This is a genomic window from Tychonema sp. LEGE 07196 (assembly GCF_963890365.1).
Lineage (GTDB): Bacteria > Cyanobacteriota > Cyanobacteriia > Cyanobacteriales > Microcoleaceae > Microcoleus.
On sequence record NZ_CAWPRX010000177.1, the window covers coordinates 1 to 22,551 of the forward strand.

Annotated in this window: 16 protein-coding genes and 1 pseudogene; 12 read left to right on the plus strand and 5 right to left on the minus strand. The window is 46.4% G+C overall.

Features of this window, described 5'->3' with window-relative positions; genetic code table 11:
- Positions 1-413: 413 nt before the first annotated feature.
- From AACV78_RS20990 to glmS, 4 genes are all read left to right on the plus strand, one after another.
- Positions 414-1,319 (plus strand): CoB--CoM heterodisulfide reductase iron-sulfur subunit B family protein, encoded by a 906-nt coding sequence (locus tag AACV78_RS20990; protein ID WP_194012845.1) that lies wholly within the window; start codon positions 414-416, stop codon positions 1,317-1,319.
- A 339-nt stretch (positions 1,320-1,658) separates the two neighbouring features.
- Complete coding sequence (locus AACV78_RS20995; protein ID WP_194012846.1) at positions 1,659-2,873, plus strand: chloride channel protein; 1,215 nt, start codon at positions 1,659-1,661, stop codon at positions 2,871-2,873.
- Positions 2,874-3,472: 599 nt separating this feature from the next.
- Entirely contained in the window at positions 3,473-3,718 is a 246-nt protein-coding gene (gene psaC, locus AACV78_RS21000) for a photosystem I iron-sulfur center protein PsaC (RefSeq protein ID WP_015175986.1), read from the plus strand.
- 161 nt (positions 3,719-3,879) lie between these two features.
- Positions 3,880-5,823: a glutamine--fructose-6-phosphate transaminase (isomerizing) gene (gene glmS, locus AACV78_RS21005; RefSeq protein ID WP_194012847.1), complete on the plus strand. Its 1,944-nt coding sequence runs from the start codon at positions 3,880-3,882 to the stop codon at positions 5,821-5,823.
- A 196-nt stretch (positions 5,824-6,019) separates the two neighbouring features.
- On the opposite strand, the gene AACV78_RS21010 is transcribed toward glmS, so the two are convergent.
- Positions 6,020-7,603: an O-antigen ligase family protein gene (locus AACV78_RS21010; RefSeq protein ID WP_194012848.1), complete on the minus strand. Its 1,584-nt coding sequence runs from the start codon at positions 7,601-7,603 to the stop codon at positions 6,020-6,022.
- Between the two features lie 151 nt (positions 7,604-7,754).
- Positions 7,755-8,600 (minus strand): YaaW family protein, encoded by an 846-nt coding sequence (locus AACV78_RS21015; protein WP_194009551.1) that lies wholly within the window; start codon positions 8,598-8,600, stop codon positions 7,755-7,757.
- A gap of 340 nt (positions 8,601-8,940) precedes the next feature.
- Between AACV78_RS21015 and AACV78_RS21020 the strand changes: the two genes are divergently transcribed.
- Entirely contained in the window at positions 8,941-10,005 is a 1,065-nt protein-coding gene (locus tag AACV78_RS21020; protein WP_194009552.1) for an NAD(P)/FAD-dependent oxidoreductase, read from the plus strand.
- Between the two features lie 228 nt (positions 10,006-10,233).
- Here the strand turns inward: AACV78_RS21020 and AACV78_RS21025 are convergent, their stop codons facing one another.
- The 3 genes from AACV78_RS21025 to AACV78_RS21035 all read right to left on the minus strand — a co-directional run bounded on the left by AACV78_RS21025 (position 10,234) and on the right by AACV78_RS21035 (position 15,223).
- Complete coding sequence (locus AACV78_RS21025) at positions 10,234-11,169, minus strand: polysaccharide deacetylase family protein (RefSeq protein WP_194009553.1); 936 nt, start codon at positions 11,167-11,169, stop codon at positions 10,234-10,236.
- Between the two features lie 941 nt (positions 11,170-12,110).
- Positions 12,111-13,739 (minus strand): bifunctional pantoate--beta-alanine ligase/(d)CMP kinase, encoded by a 1,629-nt coding sequence (locus AACV78_RS21030; RefSeq protein ID WP_194009554.1) that lies wholly within the window; start codon positions 13,737-13,739, stop codon positions 12,111-12,113.
- Positions 13,740-14,149: 410 nt separating this feature from the next.
- Positions 14,150-15,223: a septal ring lytic transglycosylase RlpA family protein gene (locus AACV78_RS21035; RefSeq protein ID WP_194009555.1), complete on the minus strand. Its 1,074-nt coding sequence runs from the start codon at positions 15,221-15,223 to the stop codon at positions 14,150-14,152.
- 582 nt (positions 15,224-15,805) lie between these two features.
- On the opposite strand from AACV78_RS21035, the gene purM reads away from it, so the two are divergent.
- The 7 genes and pseudogenes from purM (at position 15,806) to AACV78_RS21070 (ending at position 22,334) form a co-directional block, all read left to right on the plus strand.
- Entirely contained in the window at positions 15,806-16,834 is a 1,029-nt protein-coding gene (gene purM / locus AACV78_RS21040; RefSeq protein ID WP_194009556.1) for a phosphoribosylformylglycinamidine cyclo-ligase, read from the plus strand.
- Positions 16,835-17,735: 901 nt separating this feature from the next.
- Entirely contained in the window at positions 17,736-18,440 is a 705-nt protein-coding gene (locus AACV78_RS21045; protein WP_194009557.1) for a hypothetical protein, read from the plus strand.
- Positions 18,441-19,469: 1,029 nt separating this feature from the next.
- A pseudogene (locus AACV78_RS21050) lies at positions 19,470-19,616 on the plus strand (hypothetical protein); the annotation flags it as partial.
- A gap of 19 nt (positions 19,617-19,635) precedes the next feature.
- Positions 19,636-20,268 carry a type I restriction endonuclease gene (locus tag AACV78_RS21055; RefSeq protein ID WP_194009558.1) on the plus strand — a complete coding sequence of 211 codons (633 nt, stop codon included), beginning with the start codon at positions 19,636-19,638 and terminating at the stop codon, positions 20,266-20,268.
- A complete protein-coding gene (locus AACV78_RS21060) occupies positions 20,268-20,738 on the plus strand; it encodes a GNAT family N-acetyltransferase (RefSeq protein WP_194009559.1) in 471 nt (156 codons plus the stop codon). Before AACV78_RS21055 ends, AACV78_RS21060 begins: the two co-directional genes overlap by 1 nt.
- A gap of 926 nt (positions 20,739-21,664) precedes the next feature.
- Positions 21,665-21,952, plus strand: a complete 288-nt coding sequence (locus AACV78_RS21065) for an NfeD family protein (protein WP_194009560.1) — start codon at positions 21,665-21,667, stop codon at positions 21,950-21,952.
- Between the two features lie 94 nt (positions 21,953-22,046).
- Entirely contained in the window at positions 22,047-22,334 is a 288-nt protein-coding gene (locus tag AACV78_RS21070) for an NfeD family protein (protein ID WP_194009561.1), read from the plus strand.
- The last annotated feature ends 217 nt before the right edge of the window (positions 22,335-22,551 follow it).

The following is a 22,551-nucleotide window of genomic DNA, read 5'->3' on the forward strand; positions in this document are numbered from 1 at the left end:
AGTCATCGAAATATACAATTTCAATCTATAGCGGTGCGATCGCGTGGTGCCATGCCCGATGCTTTTAGGCCCTGCGCGGGCCGATGCTTTTAGGCCCTGCGCGGGCCGATGCCCCATGCCGGATAGTACCTCATACCAGAGGTCGAAAGGCTATAGTAGCAACTTACTCATACCATTTGAGATTTGAGATTTGAGATTGGGATTACTGACTGGATAGGGGTTTTAAGTTTTTCTAAAGTTGCATCTTTTGGGTAAATCGGTCTGAAAATTCTTGAGAAAAGCTGACAATTCACCCCTAGCTAGACTCTGATGCGGTAATTGTGGAGAGGAAATCCGTTAGCGCAGCCCTCGAAGAGGATCGCCCTTATCCCTTATCCCTTGTCCCTTGCCTTGTCTCCCCAGCAGAAACAATTATGCCATCCCCAACTCTCAAATATGCTTACTTTCCCGGTTGCGTAGCCCAAGGGGCCGCCCGCGAACTTTACCAGTCTACCCAAGCGCTGACTCAAGCCTTGGGCATTGAACTGGTGGAACTCAAGAAAGCTTCCTGCTGCGGTTCTGGCACTTTTAAGGAAGATTCGCAGTTGCTGGAAGATACCGTCAACGCCCGGAATATTGCTTTGGCCGAGCAACTGAATCTGCCTTTACTCACCCATTGCAGCACTTGTCAAGGGGTAATCGGTCATGTGGACGATCGCCTCAAGGAATCCCAAAAGACCGATCGACCTTACCTCGAAAAAGTCAACGGTTTGCTCGAAAAACAAGGCTGTTCGCCCTACCAAGGCAGTACCGAGGTAAAACATCTGTTGTGGGCGATCGTTGCAGATTACGGCCTGGAGGAAGTGCAGAAGCGAGTCACCCGCAAGCTGTCCGGTTTGAAGTGCGCGTCTTTTTACGGGTGCTATCTGCTGCGAGCTCAGGAACATTTGGCTTACGATGACCCGCACCAACCCGAATCGATGGAAAATGTGTTTCGGGCGATCGGCGCAACTCCCGTTTACTATCGAGGGCGGACGCAGTGCTGTGGCTGGCCGCTGGCGAGTTATGCCACTAACCAATCTTTTGCGATGGCTGGAAAACACATTCAAGATGCTCTTGACAATGGCGCTGATTGTATGGTAACTCCTTGTCCGCTTTGTCATTTAAATTTGGATTCGCGACAGCCGGAAGTGGAAAAAGCGATCGATCGCAAATTGGGTTTGCCGGTGCTGCATTTGCCGCAATTGGTGGCTTTGGCTTTGGGCGTGAATCCGAAACAACTGGGACTCGATCGGCATATTGTTTCCACTAAGCCTGTGTTAGACAAATTAGGCTTTTAGTCGATCGATTTGCACCAGTTTGCAGCAAGCCCTAATTATAAAAAAATTTGCAACAGTTGGTATAGAAGACAGTTCACCCAAATCTTTTCTAAAAGCCATAATCTCAAACAACAAGCCCTTACAACTGTTGCACCAGTTGGGGAAATCAGCATAAAAACTTGAGTTTTTACTCAAATCAAATCCGGTTAGATCGGAATTATACAGAGCCCGCGAGCCGAAAGCCCGATCGGACTCATACATTTTTGAGTCAATACAAGATACAGACAAAAAAACAGTATACTATTATACAAAATAGTTTTAAGACTTCCTAACTTCCTAGTTAGAGACAAGGAACAAGCAATGAAACGAAACCCAATAAATCTCACACGTTCGGTATTAATATGGGCAATGCTAGGAATAATTTGTGGTTTATTTGCTGCAAGTTATTGGATATGTTTGTCTTACATGATGCGGGGATTTGAAAATTTTAGTGGAGGTTATCTACTAATCGTCATGCCCCTGACTGGTTTGCTCATCGGTTTGCTCATTCATTGGCTGGGAAATCCTGGAGAAATTGGGTTGATTATTGACAATATTCATCTCAAGGGTGGGCGATTACCAATGAATGAAAATCCTTCGATGATTCTGTCATCGCTACTCAGTATTGCCAGTGGAGGAAGTGCTGGCCCAGAATCGCCAATGGTGCAAGTCACAGGTTCAATTGGTACCTGGTTAGCCGATCGCTTTAAATTAAGCGGAGAAGCACTGCGAACTTTGAGTCTTGCTGGTATGGCATCTGGTTTTACAGTTTTGTTCGGCGCTCCTTTAGGCGGTACTTTTTTTGCTTTAGAAATCCTGCATCATCAGAATGTTGTAGAGTATTTTGAAGCAATATTGCCTGCGGTAGTGGCAAGTTGTGCAAGTTACACCATCTTTGTCGCAATTACCCAGCTTGGACTTGGGCCTACCTGGCATTTTCCTCATTACAATGTGGACAGCCTTTATGACTTTGGCGCAGCGATTGCTTATGGAATCGTAGGGGCGATTATGGGGTGGTTTTTTATCGCTGTATTTCGCAGTGTTGGTCGCTTGTTTGATTCGATACACAGTCCCATTTATGTGCGAACTACTTTAGCCGGACTAGCACTTGGTGGTTTATCCGCTTTCTTTCCGCTCACTCGTTTCTTTGGAGAACATCAAATAGAAAAAATTGTTGAGGGGAACTTTTCTCTGACATTTCTATTGACTTTAGTTGTTGCTAAAGTATTTGCTATTAGTGTGACTATCAATGGGGGCTGGCGAGGGGGAATAATCATTCCGCTATTTTTTATAGGAGCCTGTTTAGGAAAGGCAATCACCATTATGAATCCCATCGGGTCGAATGAGACTTTGGCAATGATTTGTGTAATGGCTGCTCTGAATTCAACGGTCACTCGCACTCCAATTAGTACAACTCTGCTCCTCGCGAAGTTGACAGGGTTAAGCACTTTTACGCCGATTCTATTTGCTAGTCTCGTGGGTTTCTTCTTAGCTCCCCGATCTCCCTTCATTGCCTCACAGCGTAAAGTAGAGTGACAAACGGGTAAAAATTTTCAATAGCTCGTGTAGCGGTAAGCAATGCTTGCAAATTGCGAGTTTAGAGTCTCAAGGCTTCAAGGTTTATGCCATTACAAATGGACTGTTTGCATCAAACAACATCTCGCCGTTGATATTCGTCAATTTGCGGTTTTTTATCTTCACAAAAGCCACTGTTTCCGCCGAGTCCGCCTAAAAACGGATACAAGTTTCGACGAATTCGGCTTTGAGTCGATCGATTGGCACGGTTTGGCAGTCAGAATTGGAGTTTTTGCTCTGATTCAATCCGACGGATCGAAATCATACCGTAGTGCTGTCTCCGGTAGCGTTAAGACCGAATCCGGCGATCGCAATCATACCCTAGTGCCCTGGGGAACTCGGGCACGCAAGCTCCCCAGGGCGCTCTTCAAGCTACTTCTATGGGACTGGAAGCGTGAATAACTGTGAAGTTTTGTCGCTTTTTGGGGAAGTGCTTCCAGCCACTGCGGTAGACTAACCTTTAACTCTCTGTGCAGGCTATAGCGGTGGCACCTCGCCGTCAAACCTGTTAATCCGCAGAGCTAGCAAATTTTTAGTGACTCGTTGGGAGCCTTTATTCAATGTCTCATTCAGTCAAAATTTACGATACCTGCATCGGCTGCACTCAATGCGTCCGCGCTTGTCCGACTGATGTTTTGGAGATGGTGCCCTGGGATGGCTGCAAAGCGGCTCAGATTGCCTCATCTCCGCGCACAGAAGACTGTGTAGGTTGCAAGCGTTGCGAAACTGCTTGCCCTACCGATTTTCTAAGCATCCGGGTTTACCTGGGAGCAGAAACTACTCGCAGTATGGGTCTGGCCTACTAAATATCGATCGACACGCCGATCGAATTACGGGCACGTATAGAGGGGGCGATTAAATTGCCCCCTCTCTTTTAGTCGCAAAATCTGCATTTTGTGGCACGAAGAAGCTAAAAATGATAAAACTTGGGTTTTATGGCGATCGCTAAGCAGGAGTTTTACCTTAAATGTGCGGAATCGTTGGCTATATCGGCACGCAAACAGCAAGCGAGATTTTGCTAGCAGGATTGGAGAAACTAGAATACCGGGGCTACGATTCAGCGGGCCTGGCTACCATCTCCGAAGGAGAAATTACCTGCATCCGAGCAAAGGGCAAGTTGCACAACCTCCGGGAAAAGCTAGCAGAGATAGACTCTCCGGCTACCATCGGCATCGGACACACCCGCTGGGCAACTCACGGCAAACCAGAGGAATATAACGCTCACCCTCACATGGACAATAGCGGGCGAATTGCCGTTGTTCAAAATGGCATTGTCGAAAATTATCGCGAGTTGCGACAAGAATTGACAGCGAAGGGACATAAATTTGTCTCGGATACCGATACAGAAGTTATTCCTCATTTAATAGCTGATTTTTTTGAGGAAGAAAGAAGGCAGAAGGCAGAAGGAAGAAGGAAGAAGGAAGAAGAAAAAGATCCCACAGCAGAGGAAATTGCTGATTTGTCGTTTTTGGAAGTGGTTTCCAAGGTTGTCAATCGGTTAGAAGGAGCTTTTGCGATCGCTGCTATTTGCGCCGACTTTCCAGACGAAATAATTGTTGCCAGACAGCAAGCTCCTTTGGTAATTGGCTTTGGTGCTGGCGAATTTTTCTGCGCTTCCGACACGCCGGCCTTAATATCTCACACCCGCACCGTTTTGTCCTTGGAAAATGGCGAATTGGCCAGGCTAACTCCGATGGGAGTCGAAGTTTACAACTTTACAGGGGAAAGGCTCAAAAAAAGCCCGCGCATCCTTGGTTGGAGTCCGGTTTTAGTCGAAAAACAAGGCTTCAAACACTTCATGCACAAGGAGATTTACGAACAGCCGGCCGTAGTTCGAGCTTGTTTGGATGCTTATTTAGACAGCGATTGGCAGCCGGGAAATCACCGCTCTCCCATCAATCTCAACTTGCCCGAAGAACTTTGTGCCGATGTCGAACAAATTTCAATTCTCGCCTGCGGAACGAGCTGGCACGCCTCGCTAATTGGCAAATATTTGTTGGAACAGTTAGCGAATATTCCTACTGCGGTGCAGTACGCTTCTGAGTACCGTTACGCACCGGCACCGCTGACAGCAAATACTTTAATTATTGGGGTAACGCAGTCGGGAGAAACGGCGGACACCCTGGCTGCTTTGGGGATGGAACAGCAGCGCCGTGCGGGTTTTACCGATAAATTTCGCGCGAGAATGTTGGGCATTACTAACGGAACAGAAAGCTCGATCGCCCACATGATGCCACACGTAATCAGCACCCACGCCGGTATTGAAATTGGTGTGGCTGCTACTAAAACTTTTGTCACTCAGTTGATGGCATTCTATTTATTAGCTTTGGATTTAGCGCACCAGCGACAAACAATCAGCACGGAGAGATTGACAGAAATTATTGCTGGTTTGCGCCATTTGCCAGGGCAAATTGAGAAGTTTTTGGAGATTCAAGAACAGTATGTAGAGGAATTGTCCCACCAGTTTACCGATACCCAGGATTTTATATTTTTGGGGCGGGGAATTAACTTTCCGATTGCTTTGGAAGGCGCGCTGAAACTAAAAGAAATTAGCTACATTCACGCGGAAGGATATCCGGCGGGAGAAATGAAACACGGCCCGATCGCCCTTTTGGATGCTAAAGTGCCTGTAGTGGCGATCGCCATGCCCGGAAGCGTCTACGAAAAAGTCCTTTCCAACGCTCAGGAAGCCAAGGCGCGCGACGCACGTTTAATTGGCGTTACCCCGAAGCAGGGCGCAGCGGAAGCCGATATTTTTGACCACGTTTTGCCGGTACCTTTGGTGGATGAATTGTTGTCGCCGATTGTGACAGTAATTCCGCTGCAATTGTTGGCCTATCACATTGCGGCACGTCGCGGTTTGGATGTGGATCAGCCGCGCAATTTGGCGAAGTCGGTGACGGTGGAATAAGGGAATTTAGTTGGCAGGAAAGCAGTTGGCAGTTGACTGTTGACTGTTGGCTGTTGACTGTTGGCTGTTGGCTGTTGGCTGTTACCAATGCCCTATTCCCTATGCCCAATCCCTCCGCAACGCTAGAGTCCAATGCCCAATCCCTCCGCAACGCTAGAGCCCAATTCCCAATTCCCAATTCCCAATTCCCAATGCCCTATTCCCGATGCCCAATTCCCAATGCCCGATGCCCAATGCCCAATTCCCAATGCCCAACTCCGCAAATCGCCGCTAACAGCAACCAGCTTATTGTATTGACTCGGAAATCAAACAGCGTCACGTCTACAGTGTTAAACAGCGTACAGGCGGCGAAGGCTAATAAATAACTGAAGAAAATTAGGCGATCGTCCCCTCTTTCTTCTTGACAAAATAGCCGATTTGTGATACTAAAGTTAGAGTTTTGATTGAGCAATAAAGCATTTTCCCCTACTTCCTCTGTTGCTATTTGCTCTTGTTGGATGTCCGCCGCAGAAACAGGCCAATTCATCAACAACAAAACACCTCTAGCCAAAACCCAGCCAACTAAACCCAAAAATAAAAGCGTTGCCGGTATTCCCGTTTCCGCAGTCAGCATCAATATCAAACTGTGAGGATGACCGAGCCATTCGTGCATTTGAGCTTCGTAGAGAGGAGTAAAATTTCGCAGTCCCCAACCAGTCCAAGGACGCTGCTGAGTCATCGACCAAGCAAACTCCCACTGAGTAGTTCTCAAAGTACCAGTAGGCCGATTTGGAAACATCTCATCGGTAAGTCTCGCCCAGAAAAAAGCCGGGATAATTCTTCGTAAATATTGTCGCAGCGGTTCCGGGCCAAACGCCGACAAAAACACTGCACCAACCCCACTAAATACCGCAGCTAATATTTTTTTATAACCCGCATAAAATGCAAAGCTCAAAACAGCCAAAACAGCCAATCCCCACGCATTTCGAGAATTAGTAAAAATCAAAGCAACAGCATTTCCCAGCACAGCCAAACTTAAAAATAGGAATTGGGCATTGGGCATTGGGAATCGCGAATTGGGCATCGCGAATTGGGAATTGGGAATTGGGAATTGGGCATTGGGCATTGGTAAGTGATGACGACTGACAACTGACGACTGACAACTGCCAACTGACAACTGCCAACTGACTTCTTCCATCCACAATCCGAGTGTTAAAATAAGAGCAATTGTCAGATAGCAAGCTAAAATATTAGCGTACATAAATACAGAAGCCATACGGCCAGGGGGATTGCCTTTGGGTTCGAGTACCCAGCCAAAAACAGGCTGCAATAAATCGATGCCACTCCAACCTAAAAATTGCTGTCCCAAACCTAAAATTATTACGGGTACTGCACTAATTGCGATCGTCCAAGACATTTGTCGCAACTGAGCAGGAGTTTGAATTAAACTGCTGAAAACGGCAAAAAGTATAAAGTAAGGCCAAAAATTGCACAAGCCTAAAACAGCATCGATGCGGTTGTTAGCAAAAATCGTTGTGATGACTAGCACCGCAAAGAGGATGGCGAATCCTCGGTTCAGCGGGCGGCGGCTAATTTGATGATACTTTTGTTTGCAAGTACCGGCCAATCCTAAGAATATTCCTAAACCTCCCAATATTGGAATTAAGGGAAAAATCAGCATCCCGATTTGAGCGAAATTCCAAGGAATTACCAGGCGGCTGTCGGGATGTTTTTGGAGGCGAGATTTGAGATTTTTTGCTGTCTGTTTAACAGCTAATTTGTACCGATTTTTTATATTCACTCACACTCCAATTCTTCAATTATTCAATCCAAAATATAGCGGTTCTCAAAAAAGTGAGGTATGCCCAATGCCCTATGCCCTATGCCCAATGCCCAATGCCCAATGCCCAATCCCAGATAGTACCTCATATGAGAGTACAGAAAGTCTATAGTTAGGCTAGTTCCCAAGCGCATTCCGATCGCGTTAATCGAATTTGAGCTAAGGCAAAAATGGTCGGGATAATCCGCCCGTAGTTCGTGGAAATCGATCGCCAACCCAAATCCGCCACAAACCAAGTCCACATCACCGGGCCGAGCAGCGAAAACACGCTCCGCGCCGCACCATAACGAGCAGCACTCACGGCCATCCCGCGCCGCGCCGCTTGAATTGCGACATAATTTTGAAACTGGGTGGCTGCGGTTGCACTCCCTGCAAGCACTCCTTGTCTGGCCATTTGATAGGTGGCAAAATGCAGCGCAAATTGATTGGCCATCAGTTTGAGCAACATGGGTTTTAAGATAGAACTCACAGCTAAAGCGCTGCCGCCTTTGAACAGCAAACCCAGCGGGTCTTTTTCTGCAGAAATTGGCAGGGGTTTGGAGAGTTTAGAATCAACAATTGCTCGCTGTACGCGCAGTGTTAGCGCTTGCTGTTCGTCGGCGGGTAAGCGCTTCCAGGCGCGGCCCATTAAATGCAGAAATACTTCGGCTTCTAAGTCGGTGGTTGACAACTGTTTGGGATAAGGAATTTTGAGATAGCGACAAACTTGAATTAGTGCTTGTCTGTAGGTTACTTGTTCGGTTCGCCCTCTGAGTACCGTCACCCCGTCGGCCGCAAGATACCGAAACCGCTGTTCTACCGCGTCTAGCCACGCTTGGCGATCGCGGCTTTGTACGTCTGTGGGTGCGGGGGTTTGCACGTAATCTAAAGGGTTAAACTTGCGGCTGAACAGAAGTTCGGTTAGTTGCTGCAATTCTTCTTCTGTTGTCAATTCTAATGCTGCTCTGAGTTCGTCCAAGATTTTGCCCTCCGCTAGGGTTATTTTAGATTTTAGATTTTAGATTTTAGATTTTCCCCAGTAGCGGGCTGTGGAATTTGCCGCTACATTTTTTTTAAACTAATCTTACCTGTCCATTCGTGCTGTCCCCTATTCTACTACGTGCTGCAGGGCGATGGCGTTGGGTTTGCAACCTGTACTACGGCTCTCAGGGTTTGGCCGCAAACTGAAACACTGCACAGAAACTTCCCCCGCAGCTTTAAACTGATAACTATTGACTGTTGAGTGTTGACTGTTGACTAATTATTAATGACAACTGACAACTGACAACTGACAACTGACTACTGACTACTGACTAACTATGTTCGATGTTGTGGCGATCGGTGCGGGGATGGCGGGACTGATTTGCGCTCGGCAGTTGTGCCTCGCTGGCTATTCTGTGGCTGTTGTTGAGAAATCTCGCGGCCCCGGCGGGCGAGTCGCTACTCGCCGCGTGCAGGGCACCAGGGCCGATCACGGGGCTCGCTATCTGGAGCCGCAGGGAGAGGCGGTGCAGGCGTTGATTGATGTTTTGGTCGATCGGCAAATCCTGAAACTCTGGACGGATAGTGCGACAGAATTCCGACAAGGAGAAATGTTCTCTATTCCTAGTGATTGTTATGTCGCACCTGCTGGGATGAATGCTGTCGGCAAGTATATCGCAGAGGGTTTACACATTTGGTACGGCCGCCGAGTCAAAGCTATTGCTCGTACTCACCGCCAAATGTGGCGTCTTTCTCTGGAAGTTACGGACGACAATTTAGAGACACCTCAAGAATTGTTTGCGAAGGCTGTAGTTGTAGCAATTCCTGCTCCTCAAGCTTTAATGTTTTTGGATTCGGAAATCGGTTTGTCGCCGGATTTTATTGACAAATTGCGTTCTGTGGAGTACGACCCTTGCATTGCAGTTATGGCTGGCTATCCTGCAGCACGAAATTTAGAGTTGAGCGATCTCAATCCGCAGTGGAAATCTGTTTCTTTTCCCGATAATTCTGATTTAGCTTGGGTTGGCCTCGACAGCAGCAAGCGAATCAATCCGCAGCAGCCTGTGTTTGTGGTTCACAGCAGCGCTAATTTTGCGGAACGTTATTTAGAAGCTAGTGATTTGAATACTGTCGGTGGGGAATTGCTCGATCGCACTTCTGAATATTTAATGCCTTGGCTGAATCAGCCGGAATGGTTGCAAGTTCACCGCTGGCGCTATGCTTTTTGTCGAAATCCTTTGCCTGTTTCTTGTTTGCCTGCGGCAGGGACTTTGCCGCTGGTTTGTGCGGGGGATTTGTGCGGCGAAGGTCAAATTGATGCTGCTTTGCGATCGGGTTTTGCGGCGGCTAATTGGGTGAATTCTCAGTTACAGAATTTGCCGTTAGATGCAAGCTTTCAATAGGTAATTAACACCGAAATTAAGGTGCGTCGGGGAGGGAAATCAAAATTAAGCTTGATGTTAGGTTGGGTTGTGCAGTCATGGTTGGTAGGCGATCGAACTGATGCTCTGTTACAGCATAGCGATTGTCGATCGATTTGTGGGGTACAGGATAGCCATCCTTGTGAAAAATCGATCGTACTACTTAAAAAAAAATGGGAAAATGGCGTTTAATTCCACTTTCCCCATTTTTTATTTCTTTGCTGTTTTTTCCTGTTTTAACTCTTGTTCTTGCATCTGCAATAACTCAGGAACCGTTACAAATTTGTACCCTTCTTTTCTCAATCTAGCAATAATATTGGGCAAAGCTTGTACAGTCTTGGAGCGATTGCCTCCGCCGTCGTGCATCAACACAATGCCGCCGGAACTTGCTTGCCGAAACACGTTGTCCATCAACGATTGCGTAGCACTCCGCCAATCTAAAGAATCGGCAGACCACATCACAATTGTATAATTTTTCTTCTGTGCGTAAGCTGCTAATCCATTGTTTAAAATGCCTCCCGGCGGGCGGAAAAGCGATGTTTTTACCCCGGTTAATTCTGCAATTAACGATGACGTGCGATCGATCTCCCGAGCTGCACTGTTTTCGTTATACTTAATGTATTGGTGGTTCCAAGTGTGGTTGCCGATCGCGTGACCTGCAGCCACTACTTGTTTGCCAAGTTCGGGATAAGTGTGCAGATACCTTCCTACCCAAAAGAATGTAGCTTTAATATTGTTTTTCTTGAGAATATCTAGGATTTGTGTAGTTGTTGTCGGCCAGGGGCCGTCGTCAAATGTCAGGGCGATCGCTTTGTGCCGCGAGTCGAGTTTCGCCTGACGGATGGTTACACCTTTCAACTCGGAGGGCAGGCTTGATTGAAAGCGCTTTTCCTCCAAAGAGGCGATCGCCTTTTGGGAAAACTCAACTCGACTGGCGATCGCCCCTTTGATTCCATTAACGTTGGCGATCGGCTTTTGTTCTGAGGGTTCGGATACCGCCAAAACTTGCGACTGCATCGGCGTCACTGGCCCAGTGGCCCGCAAGTTCATTGGCAACGTCACGCCCAGTAAAAAACTGGCGGCCGCGGCCGTAAAAGCAACGATTAAATTTTTGCGCCGCCTCAACAGCCGTTTCAATTTTGTCACGTCATTCTCTCCTTCGCACCTTGCACAGTTAATTTGAGATTTTATGTCTATGTCCTAGTAATCCACTTAAGAGAATTATCTTAAATCGGATTGCGTCTAAAAATGCTAATACTGCAAATAACCGATCGCGCAGAACTCCGACAGGATAAAAAAATTTAAGACTTGTGTACAAAAAACCGCCAAACCGATGAAAATCGGCGAAATTTCAATAGGATTTACGCTCTTAAACCGGGTTTATTTGAAAAATCTGGGTTTCTCAACTAAAAAACTAGATTTAAACCCGCTTTAAGAGTCCTCATGCGTAATCTCGTGTCCAATCAACGATTTACAGCGATAAGATTCGATCGCGCGTGTCCCATGTAGTACGATCTCATGTTGCCGACTTAAGTCCGCACTACGAACCGCTTTTTTTATGGTAATCTGACCCGACATCAAATAAGGATCGAAAACTTAATAACTTAAACATCTGCCACACTTCTCTCTCTCCAGAAGCTCAGGGGTAAAGAGAGGCAGAGCCTCGCCTATCTGCATTACCAGGCTCTTCCTGCTAACGAGCCAATCGCTTAAGTTATTAAATTTTCATTCCTAAGCACAATTACTAGGGTGCGTCAGACACGAAAGCCGAAATTCTATCGATCGTTGCACCTGACGCACCCTACAAGTTGATTTCAAGGTGACACTAGTATCCTGGACTGTCTTCGTTCTATTCTGGGGGACTCACGAGCCGGACTCTTCTCTTTTCCTGACGCTACAAGTTGATTCAACTTCAAATATTGCACCTATAGCGGTTCGATCGCGTGGTGAGGTATGCCCACGGAAGTCTTGCCCTGTTTGGCCAATGCGCTATGCCCTGTTTGGCCAATGCGCTATGCCCTGTTTGGCCAATGCGCTATGCCCAATACCCGATAGTGCCTCATACCAGAGCACAGAAAGGCTATATATCAATCAAAGTCTTTTTGTGGGTGGGACGGGCCAATTCTCTGTTTGTACAAGCCGACAATCCGATCGATCACTTCGTCAGCATTCAGATTGTCTGTTTGAATTTCCACAGCATCGGCAGCTTTTCGCAAAGGTGCAACCTCCCTGGTGCTGTCCATTTCGTCCCGCAGGGCGATGTCTTGTTCCAACTGCGCCAAACTGATATTAGCCCGATCGCTCTCTTTAAGTTGTAACAGCCGCCGGCGCGATCGCTCTTGTACCGAAGCCGTCAAAAAAATCTTCAACTCCGCATCGGGAAACACATTAGTGCCGATATCCCTGCCTTCTGCCACAATTCCGCCTTTTTTGCCACAGCGCCGCTGTTCCTCCACCAGAAACTGCCGCACGGCGGGAATCGCTGCCATTTCTGAGACGCGGGATGTCACTTCCAAACTGCGAATTGCTTCGGTTACGTCTTCCCCGTTAATCTTTAGTGTCAAAGCTCCGGGATCGAGGTTGTATTCTAAATAGCTGTAACTGACTAATTCGGCGATCGCGCATGCGTCAGAAATCGGCGTCCCCGTTTTCAAAGCCAGCCAAGTCAGCGCCCGATACATCGCCCCGGTATCCAGATAAAACAGCGAGAGAGCTTTTGCTGCTTGGCGAGTTACGGTGGATTTGCCAGCGCCCGCCGGGCCGTCGATCGCCACAATCGGCCGCCGGTTCAGCAGAATTATATTGTCAATCAACCGAGTAGAGCCTACTCTGGCTGCTACGGCTAAAAGTCCTGCTGTTTCCACAACCTGCAACGGCGCGAGAGTTTCGGGATCGACGAGTTCGGCGTATTCGAGCTTGACAGCAGGCTCTGTGGCGACTTCGGCGCGCGCGGCAGCAAGTGCGGCGGAGGCAGTGCGGTCGCCTGAAGCAAAAGTTTTTGAGGCTTGTTGCAGCGCGCGGTAGAGGGCGCAGGCTTGCTGTTTTTGCTCTGCTGTTAAATACTGATTGCGAGAACTCATCGCCAGTCCCGACTCTTCGCGGGCGATCGGGCAAGCAACAATCTCTACAGGCAAATTAAAATCAACAGCCAGTTGGCGGATAATTGCTAGCTGCTGAGCATCTTTCTGACCGAAATAAGCTTTTGTCGGCTGCACTAAACTCAAAAGTTTAGTCACAATTGTCGCGACGCCCTGAAAATGACCGGGCCGAACTAGGCCGCACAATACTGATGTCATCGCCGGTGGCGGTACTACTTGAGTTAAGGATGAAAGCTGAATTTGTGTTTGGGCGGTTTTGTGTGTTTCTGCACGCGCGGCGAAGCTATCCCGTAGGGAATTGACCCCTGAGTTGCCGAACATTTCCGTTGCTGGGGGAGCAAAAATGACATCAACCCCAGCTTCCGAGCACAGCAATCGGTCTTGCTCCAAATTCCGGGGATAATCTTGAAAATCTTCTCTCGGCCCAAATTGCAGCGGGTTGACAAAAATGCTCACCACGACGATCGCATTTTCTTGTCTTGCTCGCTGGATCAAGCTCAGATGTCCTCGGTGCAAAGCTCCCATCGTCGGAACTAAACCGACTGTCAAATGAGGTGCAGCAGATTTTTGTGAATTTAAGTAGCAGCGAAGTGCTGCAATCGCAGTAAACAGACGCACCGTTATTTTCTCCTGAAGGCCTTTGACAGAAGCCAGATTTGTTAACTCAGAATTTGTTCCATCTGATATCTTGCACCGATGTTAGCAACAAGTTCGCCCCCAAGAGAGCGCGATTTTGGCCGCGAGAGCCAGATATTAGTGTCGATCGGATATCTGGCATCACTATACCTCTGGCATTCATTCACAAGTTATCTGAAATTATCTGCGTCAATCAGTGTTGATCTACCTGAAATCTGCGGTTGAAAGATCGAGGACTTGTGCAATCCAAGTCTATTCTCGATCGGCTTTTGATGAACGGACTCTCATGCGGGTTCCACAAGAAAATTAATTCTTTGTGCAGCAGGCCAGAAACCCTTTGCGAGGAAGAATGCTGCAATATCTGGCCTTTTATTGTACTGTCTGTCTACCGTTTACTGTCCCACAGTTGTTGGCTGCTGCGGTTCCATTACTTCGATTTCCACTCTCGCCACACCGCTGCCGATCATTCCCAGGACGCTGGCGGCACCTGCGGACAAGTCAATCAGCCGATCGCCCACATAGGGGCCGCGGTCATTAATACGGACGACTACGGTGCGGCCGTTGTCGAGATTTCGCACCATCACTCTAGTTCCGAAGGGCAAGTTGCGGTGGGCTGCGGTTAAATCATTTTGGTTGAAACGCTCGCCGCTGGCGCTGAGGTTGCCGTTAAAGCCCGGGCCGTACCAGGAAGCCCAGCCGTTGAGCCGCACTTGAACGGGGCCCACAGATAGCAGGGGGCGTTCTGGTTGGGGTTGGCCTGCTACTGCTGCCAGGGGTGGAGCGTTCCCCAGCAGTCGGCGGAGGCGATTGGTTACTTGCAGGGCGTCTCGACTAAAGTCGCTGGTGGTGTCGGGGAGGATGGTTTCGGCGTTGATGTTTACCAAGTCCTCGCCGTTTGCCTGGATCAGGTAGCGGTCTCGTTCTTCCCACTTCACTGTAATGCTGTTGGGATCGATGTTGTTGCGGGCTAGCTGGTTGAGTCTTGCTGCTAAGCTCGATGCCCGCGACACAGGATCTGCTTGGACGCTGATTGCGTTGCTGGCGATGTTTCCTACTTTGGGATTGTCTTTTTGGTCTGCTACTTTTAACTGACTGCGGGCATCGGCTTGGCTGTCGCCTGTTTCTCCGATTTTGGCATTTTTTTCCGGACTGGCGTTCAGAAAGGTGATGACTGGAATGTTTCGCACGTAGACTGTCGCTGCTTGTCGCCCGCCTAAGTCGTGGGACTGAATTTTGGCGATCGAGTCTCGGTTAATCTCAGCTCTTGCTTGATACTGATACTGTCCGACTTTTTGTGCTTCGACCCGCTTCGCGTTTAACTGCGGGGACGGTTGGGTGGCAATTACTTGCTGGGACTGAGAGTTTTGCTTGACGGCATCTGTTGCTTGTGCGTGACAAGAAGAGGCCGTTCCTACGACAGGAACTAACAGGACAGCGAGTAGACCACCAACAAATTTTTCCTTCATACGTCCATTTTTGTGAAGAGCCATTGCCAAGCGAGATTGGAGAATTTGCCAAGATGCGATCGGGCGCTACAGATTTTTCTGTTGGCTTTTCGCGATTCCTCCTAGAGTCACAGCAGAGTATCGGGCTGCTTTGAGTGCTTTTTTGCTTCTGACCCAAAAATTTTGGTCGAAACTTTCCCGATACTTGACAACTCATACTCGATCCGCAATTTGTGTTTTGGTAACGAACTGCAACAGACTACCACAAACTTTTGCGCTTGGGGATCGCTCACAGCACGAAATTTACCAAAAATTGAGGGATTTTTCACAAATTTATGTCTCAGATAATGCTTTGATTCCAGTGTTTGCAGAGGTTTTCGCAATTCCTGAAAACTTTACAAAAATTTACAAAAGTTTACCGGATTTTATTGCTGCGTACTAGACCTCTCCCATAATTATTCTGGAAGAGGCTTTTCGAGCCTGTTCTAGACAGGCCTTTGGAGGAAGGGTCTAATGCTTAGCCTGAAAAAAGCTGTTTGTCCACTGTTAAGCGTTAACCGTTATGGGCATACACTAAAACTTAGAAATCGATTTGGCGGATTTATGGATTATCGAGAAGCAGGTGTGGATGTTGAGGCGGGCAGAGCTTTTGTCTCGCGCATCAAAAATACGGTCAAAAGCACCCACAGAGCGGGAGTTTTGGGCGGATTCGGCGGATTTAGCGGGTTTTTCAGCGTCCCGGAGGGTTTAAAAGAGCCGGTGATGGTTTCGGGCACTGACGGCGTTGGGACTAAGTTGAAGTTGGCCAGCGAGCTCTCGCGCCACGACACGGTAGGTATCGACTTGGTGGCGATGTGCGTCAACGACGTGCTGACATCCGGGGCGGAACCCCTCTTTTTTCTCGATTATTTAGCCACGGGAAAGTTAAATTCTGAACAATTAGCTGCTGTGGTGACAGGGATTGCTGAGGGTTGCAAGCAAGCAGGCTGTGCTTTGCTCGGAGGTGAAACCGCAGAAATGCCCGGTTTTTATCAAGCGGGTGAGTACGATTTGGCTGGTTTTTGTGTGGGAATTGTCGAAAAAAGCAAGTTGCTTGATGGTTCGCAGGTGCGGGTGGGAGATGTGGCTGTGGGGCTCGCTAGCTCTGGCGTCCACAGCAACGGTTTTAGTTTGGTAAGGAAAATTGCGGGCGTGAGGGGTTTTGATTGGCATTCCCAACCCTCTGAGTTGGGCGGCCAAAGTTTGGGAGAGGTTCTTCTCACTCCGACTGCGATTTATGTTAAGCCTGTCCTCGCAGCCATTAACAGCGGTTTAAAAATTCACGGGATGGCTCACATTACTGGTGGCGGTTTGCCGGAAAATTTGCCCCGCTGTTTGGGCGCAAATCAATCTGTGAAAATTGACATTAATAGCTGGCCGAGTTTGCCGATTTTTGACTGGATTGCTGAAGCTGGGCAAGTTGCGATCGCAGATATGTTCAATACTTTTAATATGGGTGTTGGGTTTGTCCTGTTGGTCGATCGCGCTGAAGTCGCAGCCACCGTTCAATGGTTTGAGTCTCAGGAAATTGCTGCTTGGGCGATCGGCGAAGTGATTGACGGAAATGGGGAATTGGTAATCAACGCAGATTAATTTTAGTTGAAGAAATTAAAAAAAAATCGCCTTTTTTTTTCGGCTTAATGCTTGACTTTGAGTAATCGATGGAGTATTATTAAATGATGGAAGTGGTGACATTTTTAAAATTTAAGTTACCACTCCCATTATTTAAAATATACCACAGCAATTCTGGAAAAGTCAATAGGTAATACCTCTTTTTTAAGCCGATTTTTTTTCACAAAATTTTAGGAAAGTTGGTTTATTTTACAAGATAAATTTTTGTCCGATGGAGCGATCGCAGATTTCAGGCAGATTAACACTGATTGACGCAAATTATTTTGAGCAGATCGATCGCATCAATGCAATTGCAGTCTAATATCAATTCCGGTTGCACTCATGATGTTAACGGTTAACAGTGAATTTACTATTCCGATGAAGAGAGGATTTGATATAATTTATCGATCGGCTTAAAAACCAGTGCAACTCCGCCTTAAATTGTGCAGAGACTTTGCTCGCTGGGCGAGAAACAAATAATCTCAAAATCCAGAAGCTTTCTGCTAGTTTTTATGAATTACATATTTAGCCTGTCCTACCGTAAATCAGCAACGCCACGAAAAATAAACTTTATCTGCAGAAAACTGCCACAGGTACGTGACAAATTTACTCGACAATTAAAATGGCTCAATGCTTGTGAATGTTGCCTTCATTTTTTCTCTCAAAAATTAGTATTGAAGGCTTGCTTAAACTCAAAATTCTAAGCTGTGTCAGTCTAAACTTAACGCAGCTTCGTCGCCAGCTTTAGACTCTGGGGAGGCTGTTCTTCGGGATCTACCTCCCCAGGCAGATCCGGGGAATGAGAAAAAATGCAATAAAATTTTTAAAATATTTATGTAGTTTTGTTACAATAGGTAAAACCTAATATTTTAAACCACACTGGATGACCTTTTTCAACGTCTCCGAACCCCTAATCCGCAGCAAACAGGAACATCTCGACGTACAAGACCGATCGGGCTTGTTGCAACTAAACTGGCAAATTGGAAATATTACTCTTTTCTCAGGATTTTATACCCGGATTGACCAAACTTTTCTGCTTTGGGGTTTGGTGACGGCGGGGATTTTTTTCACGGCTCAATTTGTGCCGCTTAGTTGGAGCTTTCAGGCGATTCTGTGGTCAACACTGACGATTATTGGCACTGCTGGGATGGCTGTGTTAACTTTGTTTTGGGTAAAAGTCGAGCGAGTTAGCTGGATTCTTTATTGTTGGGCGATGCTGATGATAACTGGTTTGGTGCTGACGGATTGCAGTATTTTTCTCGGTTGGGGTGGTTTGTTGCTGCACCTGTGCGATTTGTGGTTGGGGTTGAGCGCGATCGGCTATTTTTGTACTGGACTCGGTTTGCGATCGCGCACTTTTATCGCGATCGGATTAGCTCATCTATTTGCGATCGGATTATTGCCTTTTGTCGCACCTTGGCAATATCTAACCACAGGTATAATTATGGCCGGTTGTTTGCTGTTATTGTCTGAATTGCAGTGGGATATGCGATCGCCGATCGACAATACTTTGCTAAGCGAAGAACAGAAAGAATTTAACCGAATTCAACATCAACTGCGACAAATAAGCTCCACAGTCAACAAATAGGTCAAAAACAAACCACTGAATTTTCTTCGACTTTTAGCAAAAGGTGCATGAGACATAAACAATAATTATTGTGGGTAGGCATATATCTTGCCTTTGATTCGCTGTTCTGGCAAAGTCTAATAGCTGAAAAATGTAAAGTTTTTTGTACGATCGCTAACATTTTTCCAAAATCGTACAGAATAGAACAATACAGCATAAATAAACAACCAACTTTAGCCAGAACAGGTGTTTTGCTGTTTGACCTGTAAATCGCCAACCATAGGAGAACGGTGTCCGGGAAGCGACTGGCGAACAATGCTGTAACTGCGGCGATAAAAGCTAATTCTGGTTGACCTTCGTGGTTAAAACAAAAAAGTGGTGCAGGGTTTTTACCGTTTCCCCTGCTTTGCAGTCTCCGAGGAGAGGCTAAACCCTCTACTAGAACAGTCTGAGGAGATTGGCACAGAATTTGACAATTGGTCAGGCGGATTTTTGAGTCAGCCTGTTTAATAAAATTTAGAAAATGCTCGCTTAGCAGCCTAGCAGGACTTACAATTAAATAAGTCCTGCTTTATCATAGGTTCGTAGTAAGGAATTTAGTCCTCTCTCTTGAATTTATACCATTTAGAAAAAATGTTGCAACAATAAAATTGTTGGGCGGAGTGAAACGAAGGGTTGTTTTGTTCGCCCAATGTGTAAGGTTCGTCGCTATTAGATTGTCACTCTTTTTGAGAAATTTTCGATGTATCCACACCCTACATATACTGTTACATTAATTTGGAAAATTGGTATTACTTGCTGACCTGATTATCTGTTAATATAGCGCGCTGCAGGGCGCTTTACCTAACTATAATTATGCCACAATATACCGCAGCCCGCGCCGCCATCGACATGGCAATCCACAACTAGCTGGGTAAAAAAGCAGGCTTGCCGCATCACCTGCAGGTATCGATTCTGAGTTTGTTGAAAGTGGTGGAATTGTACGAATGGTGGCTGCGGCGGCGGGTATTTTAGTCTGGGCAAAAGTGAGCGCGATCCGCCCTTAACACCGAGCACTTAAATGAGGCAGATGCGCTGTTAGCCATAGCTGAAATTCAAGCAGAAACGGGATTATCTTGTACCGATCCGGTGCGGTTTGGCGCGGAGGTGTTGCTGGGGGCGATCGACAATCGATCTGCTACAATCAGTTACAACTAGCTAAGAGCTACAGAAAATTATGACACAAAGCATTCAAGCAAAAGCACTGACACTCGGTGATGTCCAAACAAAATTTAATCTACAATTGTCTGAAGACGAGCAATTTTTCAGAGAATGGATTGATGATTTGCCAGAAATCACAGACGCAGAAAAGCGATCGCTCGACAAGGTAAAAGCAGGCTATATCAATAGTACCTCATACCCTTTCCTAGAAGATACTGTAAAAATGGTGGTACTAGCTCCTTTGCTATTTGTAGCAGATTTTTTCCTGACTCCCTTTCACATAGAATGTGAAAAATCTGTTGAACTGATTGTCGAAGATGAAGATATAATTGTTAGGGGCAGCATAGATGTCCTATTATTGCTGCAATCTTTTTGGGTTGTGGCGATCGAAGCCAAGCGATCCCAATATTCCGTTGAAGCTGGACTTCCTCAATTGCTATTTTATATGCTGAACGATCCAAATTCCGAACAACCCACGTTTGGGCTTCTGACTAATGGTAGCAGTTTCCGATTCATTAAAGTGACTAAACAAGATACACCACAGTATGCTTTATCTAAGTTGTTTGATATTCAGAATCCCGGAAACGAACTTTACGAAGTTTTTTGCATTTTTAAACGAATCGCCGCTGTAGTTTCCAGCTATAACTAATGACTGAGATTGCTGTTTCCTTACCCCCAAAATGCACAATCCGACCAGCGTTGAAACAAGATATCAAATCAATTAGAAGGTTGGTGTGGAGCGCTAAACTCGATCCTACTCAGTTGCGCTGGGAGCAATTCTGGGTCATCGAATGTGAGGGAAAGTTGGCTGCTTGCGGACAGTTGCGGAACTTTTCCGGGGCGCAAGAGTTGGGTAGTTTGGTGGTGGCGAAGGATTGGCGCGATCGCAGTTTGGGCACTTATCTCACACAATATTTAATTCAACAGGCTACGGAACCGCTATATTTAGAATGTTTGGGAAAGCGACTCGCAGCATTTTACAGTCGCTTTGGCTTCGTAGCAGTTTCTGTGCAAGATTTGCCGCAGTCCCTGAAATTTAAGTTCGGTTTGTCTCAGTTAGCTAAAATTTTATTCAGAATTCCTGTAACAATTATGCAGTATCAAGAAAATTTTATCTAATTATGACTTTTATGAATATAAAATTCTGAATTTATGAATTGATTTTAAGTTCGATTTGTTGAATAATTGCGATTACAGCCTCGGTTCGTAGTGATGACTTTAGTGCTCATCATCAGACGAGAGAGGGCTGAAGTCCGAAGGATCGAACTTAAAATCGGTTCGCAGCATCGCACTTTAGTCCCGATCGGGCTTTAGACGAGAGACGACTGAAGTCCGAACGATCGAACTTAAAATCGGTTCGCAGCATCGCACTTCAGTCCCGATCAGATGAAAGGGGGCTGAAGTCCGAACGATCGCACCTATGAGTTACGGGCTAGATATGTACGGATGTTCCGGATTGGCCCATCGACATTGCGTAAACTTAGAATTCACCGCCTGCGGTAGTCCACTTTGCTAAATTGGCACAGCCCGCAGCCAGAGAATTAGCCTCAAACCATTGATTAATCGTTGTTTTACCGTTGCTTACTGTCCTGTGCCAGTACCAGAGACGGAAAGTGTCAGACCGATCGCACCACATACCTTCGACTTTTTATAAATTAGTAAGTGTAAAGCAAGCGAGTCACAACCGATTCAAAAAATCCTCAAATCCAAAAACAAAACATCTTCACAGCAGTAGTAATGCGGAATCAGCCAAGCGCTAATGTAGCTAACAACATCTACCAGTGAGACAAATACCAGCAACTAAGCGACAGCTAAATCCTTAATTCAATACCTTGGAATTACTCAATTTAGACTCCCCGCAACCGTCGCTCAAATCCCCAAAAAAATCAAAAAATTTTTATTTTTGATCCGGATGGAAGCACCCCAGACAAGAACAATGAAATATCTGGGCAATTAATCAATTTTAACTAGGAAATGCAGCCTCTCAAATAGCAGAAACAGACAATTACACATCCATATATTTTAACACAACCGGAGTAAATATCATGTTCAACGTACTAAAAGCTTTCGGCTCAATCTTTTCTATTCAAGGATACAACACCGCCAACAATATGTTAATCAAAAATTACGTCAACACCAATTTTCACTACTTCAACGAAGAAGCCGTGGTCGATGAATCGATTTACCCGAACCAAACAGGTCGCGTCCGCTTTCAAGGTAGCTGGTGGCCCGCACGGTGCGATCGCCAAATCACCCTCACACCGGGAGACACCGTTTATGTCATCGGCGTTGACAGCATCACTCTGTTAGTTTCCCTCGCTCCCGCCGACTAAATCACAGCATCGAAAATCAGGAAATGCAGCCTTTTAAATAGCAGAAACAGGATCTAAAAATTTCCTATATTTTAACACAAAAGGAGTTCGTAAAATGTTCAATTTAGCAAAAGCTTTCGGTTCTATTTTTTCTGTCAACACCTACAGCACAGCCAATAATATGTTAATCGACAACTACATCAATACCAACTTTCACTACTTCAACGAAGAAGCAATCGTCGATGAATCGATTTATCCGAATCAAACAGGTCGCGTCCGCTTTCAAGGTAGCTGGTGGCCCGCACGGTGCGATCGCCAAATCACCCTCACACCAGGAGACACCGTTTATGTCATCGGCGTTGACAACATCACCCTATTAGTTTCCCTCACTCCCGCAGACTAAACGAGAAAGTAATCTAAACTTTTTCACTGTCAGAGCCCCGACTTCTTGAATAAGTCGGGGCTCTGACTATTTTGTTTTGTAGTGGCAATTTGGCTGAAATACCCCTTTTATTTCTTAACCCGCGTCGGCGGGCTTTATTTCTGCAGTAGCGGTTTCAACCGCCGAATTATAGCTACAATAAAATGGCATTTTGGAGAGCTTGTTTGTTGAGGCGATC

Excerpts from the sequence above, each read along its gene's own strand:
- AACV78_RS20990 (WP_194012845.1), top strand. The coding sequence starts at position 414 with ATGCCATCCCCAACTCTCAAATATGCTTACTTTCCCGGTTGCGTAGCC.
- AACV78_RS20995 (WP_194012846.1), top strand. The coding sequence starts at position 1,659 with ATGAAACGAAACCCAATAAATCTCACACGTTCGGTATTAATATGGGCA.
- psaC (WP_015175986.1), top strand. The coding sequence starts at position 3,473 with ATGTCTCATTCAGTCAAAATTTACGATACCTGCATCGGCTGCACTCAA.
- glmS (WP_194012847.1), top strand. The coding sequence starts at position 3,880 with ATGTGCGGAATCGTTGGCTATATCGGCACGCAAACAGCAAGCGAGATT.
- AACV78_RS21020 (WP_194009552.1), top strand. The coding sequence starts at position 8,941 with ATGTTCGATGTTGTGGCGATCGGTGCGGGGATGGCGGGACTGATTTGC.
- AACV78_RS21035 (WP_194009555.1), bottom strand. The coding sequence starts at position 15,223 with ATGAAGGAAAAATTTGTTGGTGGTCTACTCGCTGTCCTGTTAGTTCCT.
- purM (WP_194009556.1), top strand. The coding sequence starts at position 15,806 with ATGGATTATCGAGAAGCAGGTGTGGATGTTGAGGCGGGCAGAGCTTTT.
- AACV78_RS21045 (WP_194009557.1), top strand. The coding sequence starts at position 17,736 with ATGACCTTTTTCAACGTCTCCGAACCCCTAATCCGCAGCAAACAGGAA.
- AACV78_RS21055 (WP_194009558.1), top strand. The coding sequence starts at position 19,636 with ATGACACAAAGCATTCAAGCAAAAGCACTGACACTCGGTGATGTCCAA.
- AACV78_RS21060 (WP_194009559.1), top strand. The coding sequence starts at position 20,268 with ATGACTGAGATTGCTGTTTCCTTACCCCCAAAATGCACAATCCGACCA.
- AACV78_RS21065 (WP_194009560.1), top strand. The coding sequence starts at position 21,665 with ATGTTCAACGTACTAAAAGCTTTCGGCTCAATCTTTTCTATTCAAGGA.
- AACV78_RS21070 (WP_194009561.1), top strand. The coding sequence starts at position 22,047 with ATGTTCAATTTAGCAAAAGCTTTCGGTTCTATTTTTTCTGTCAACACC.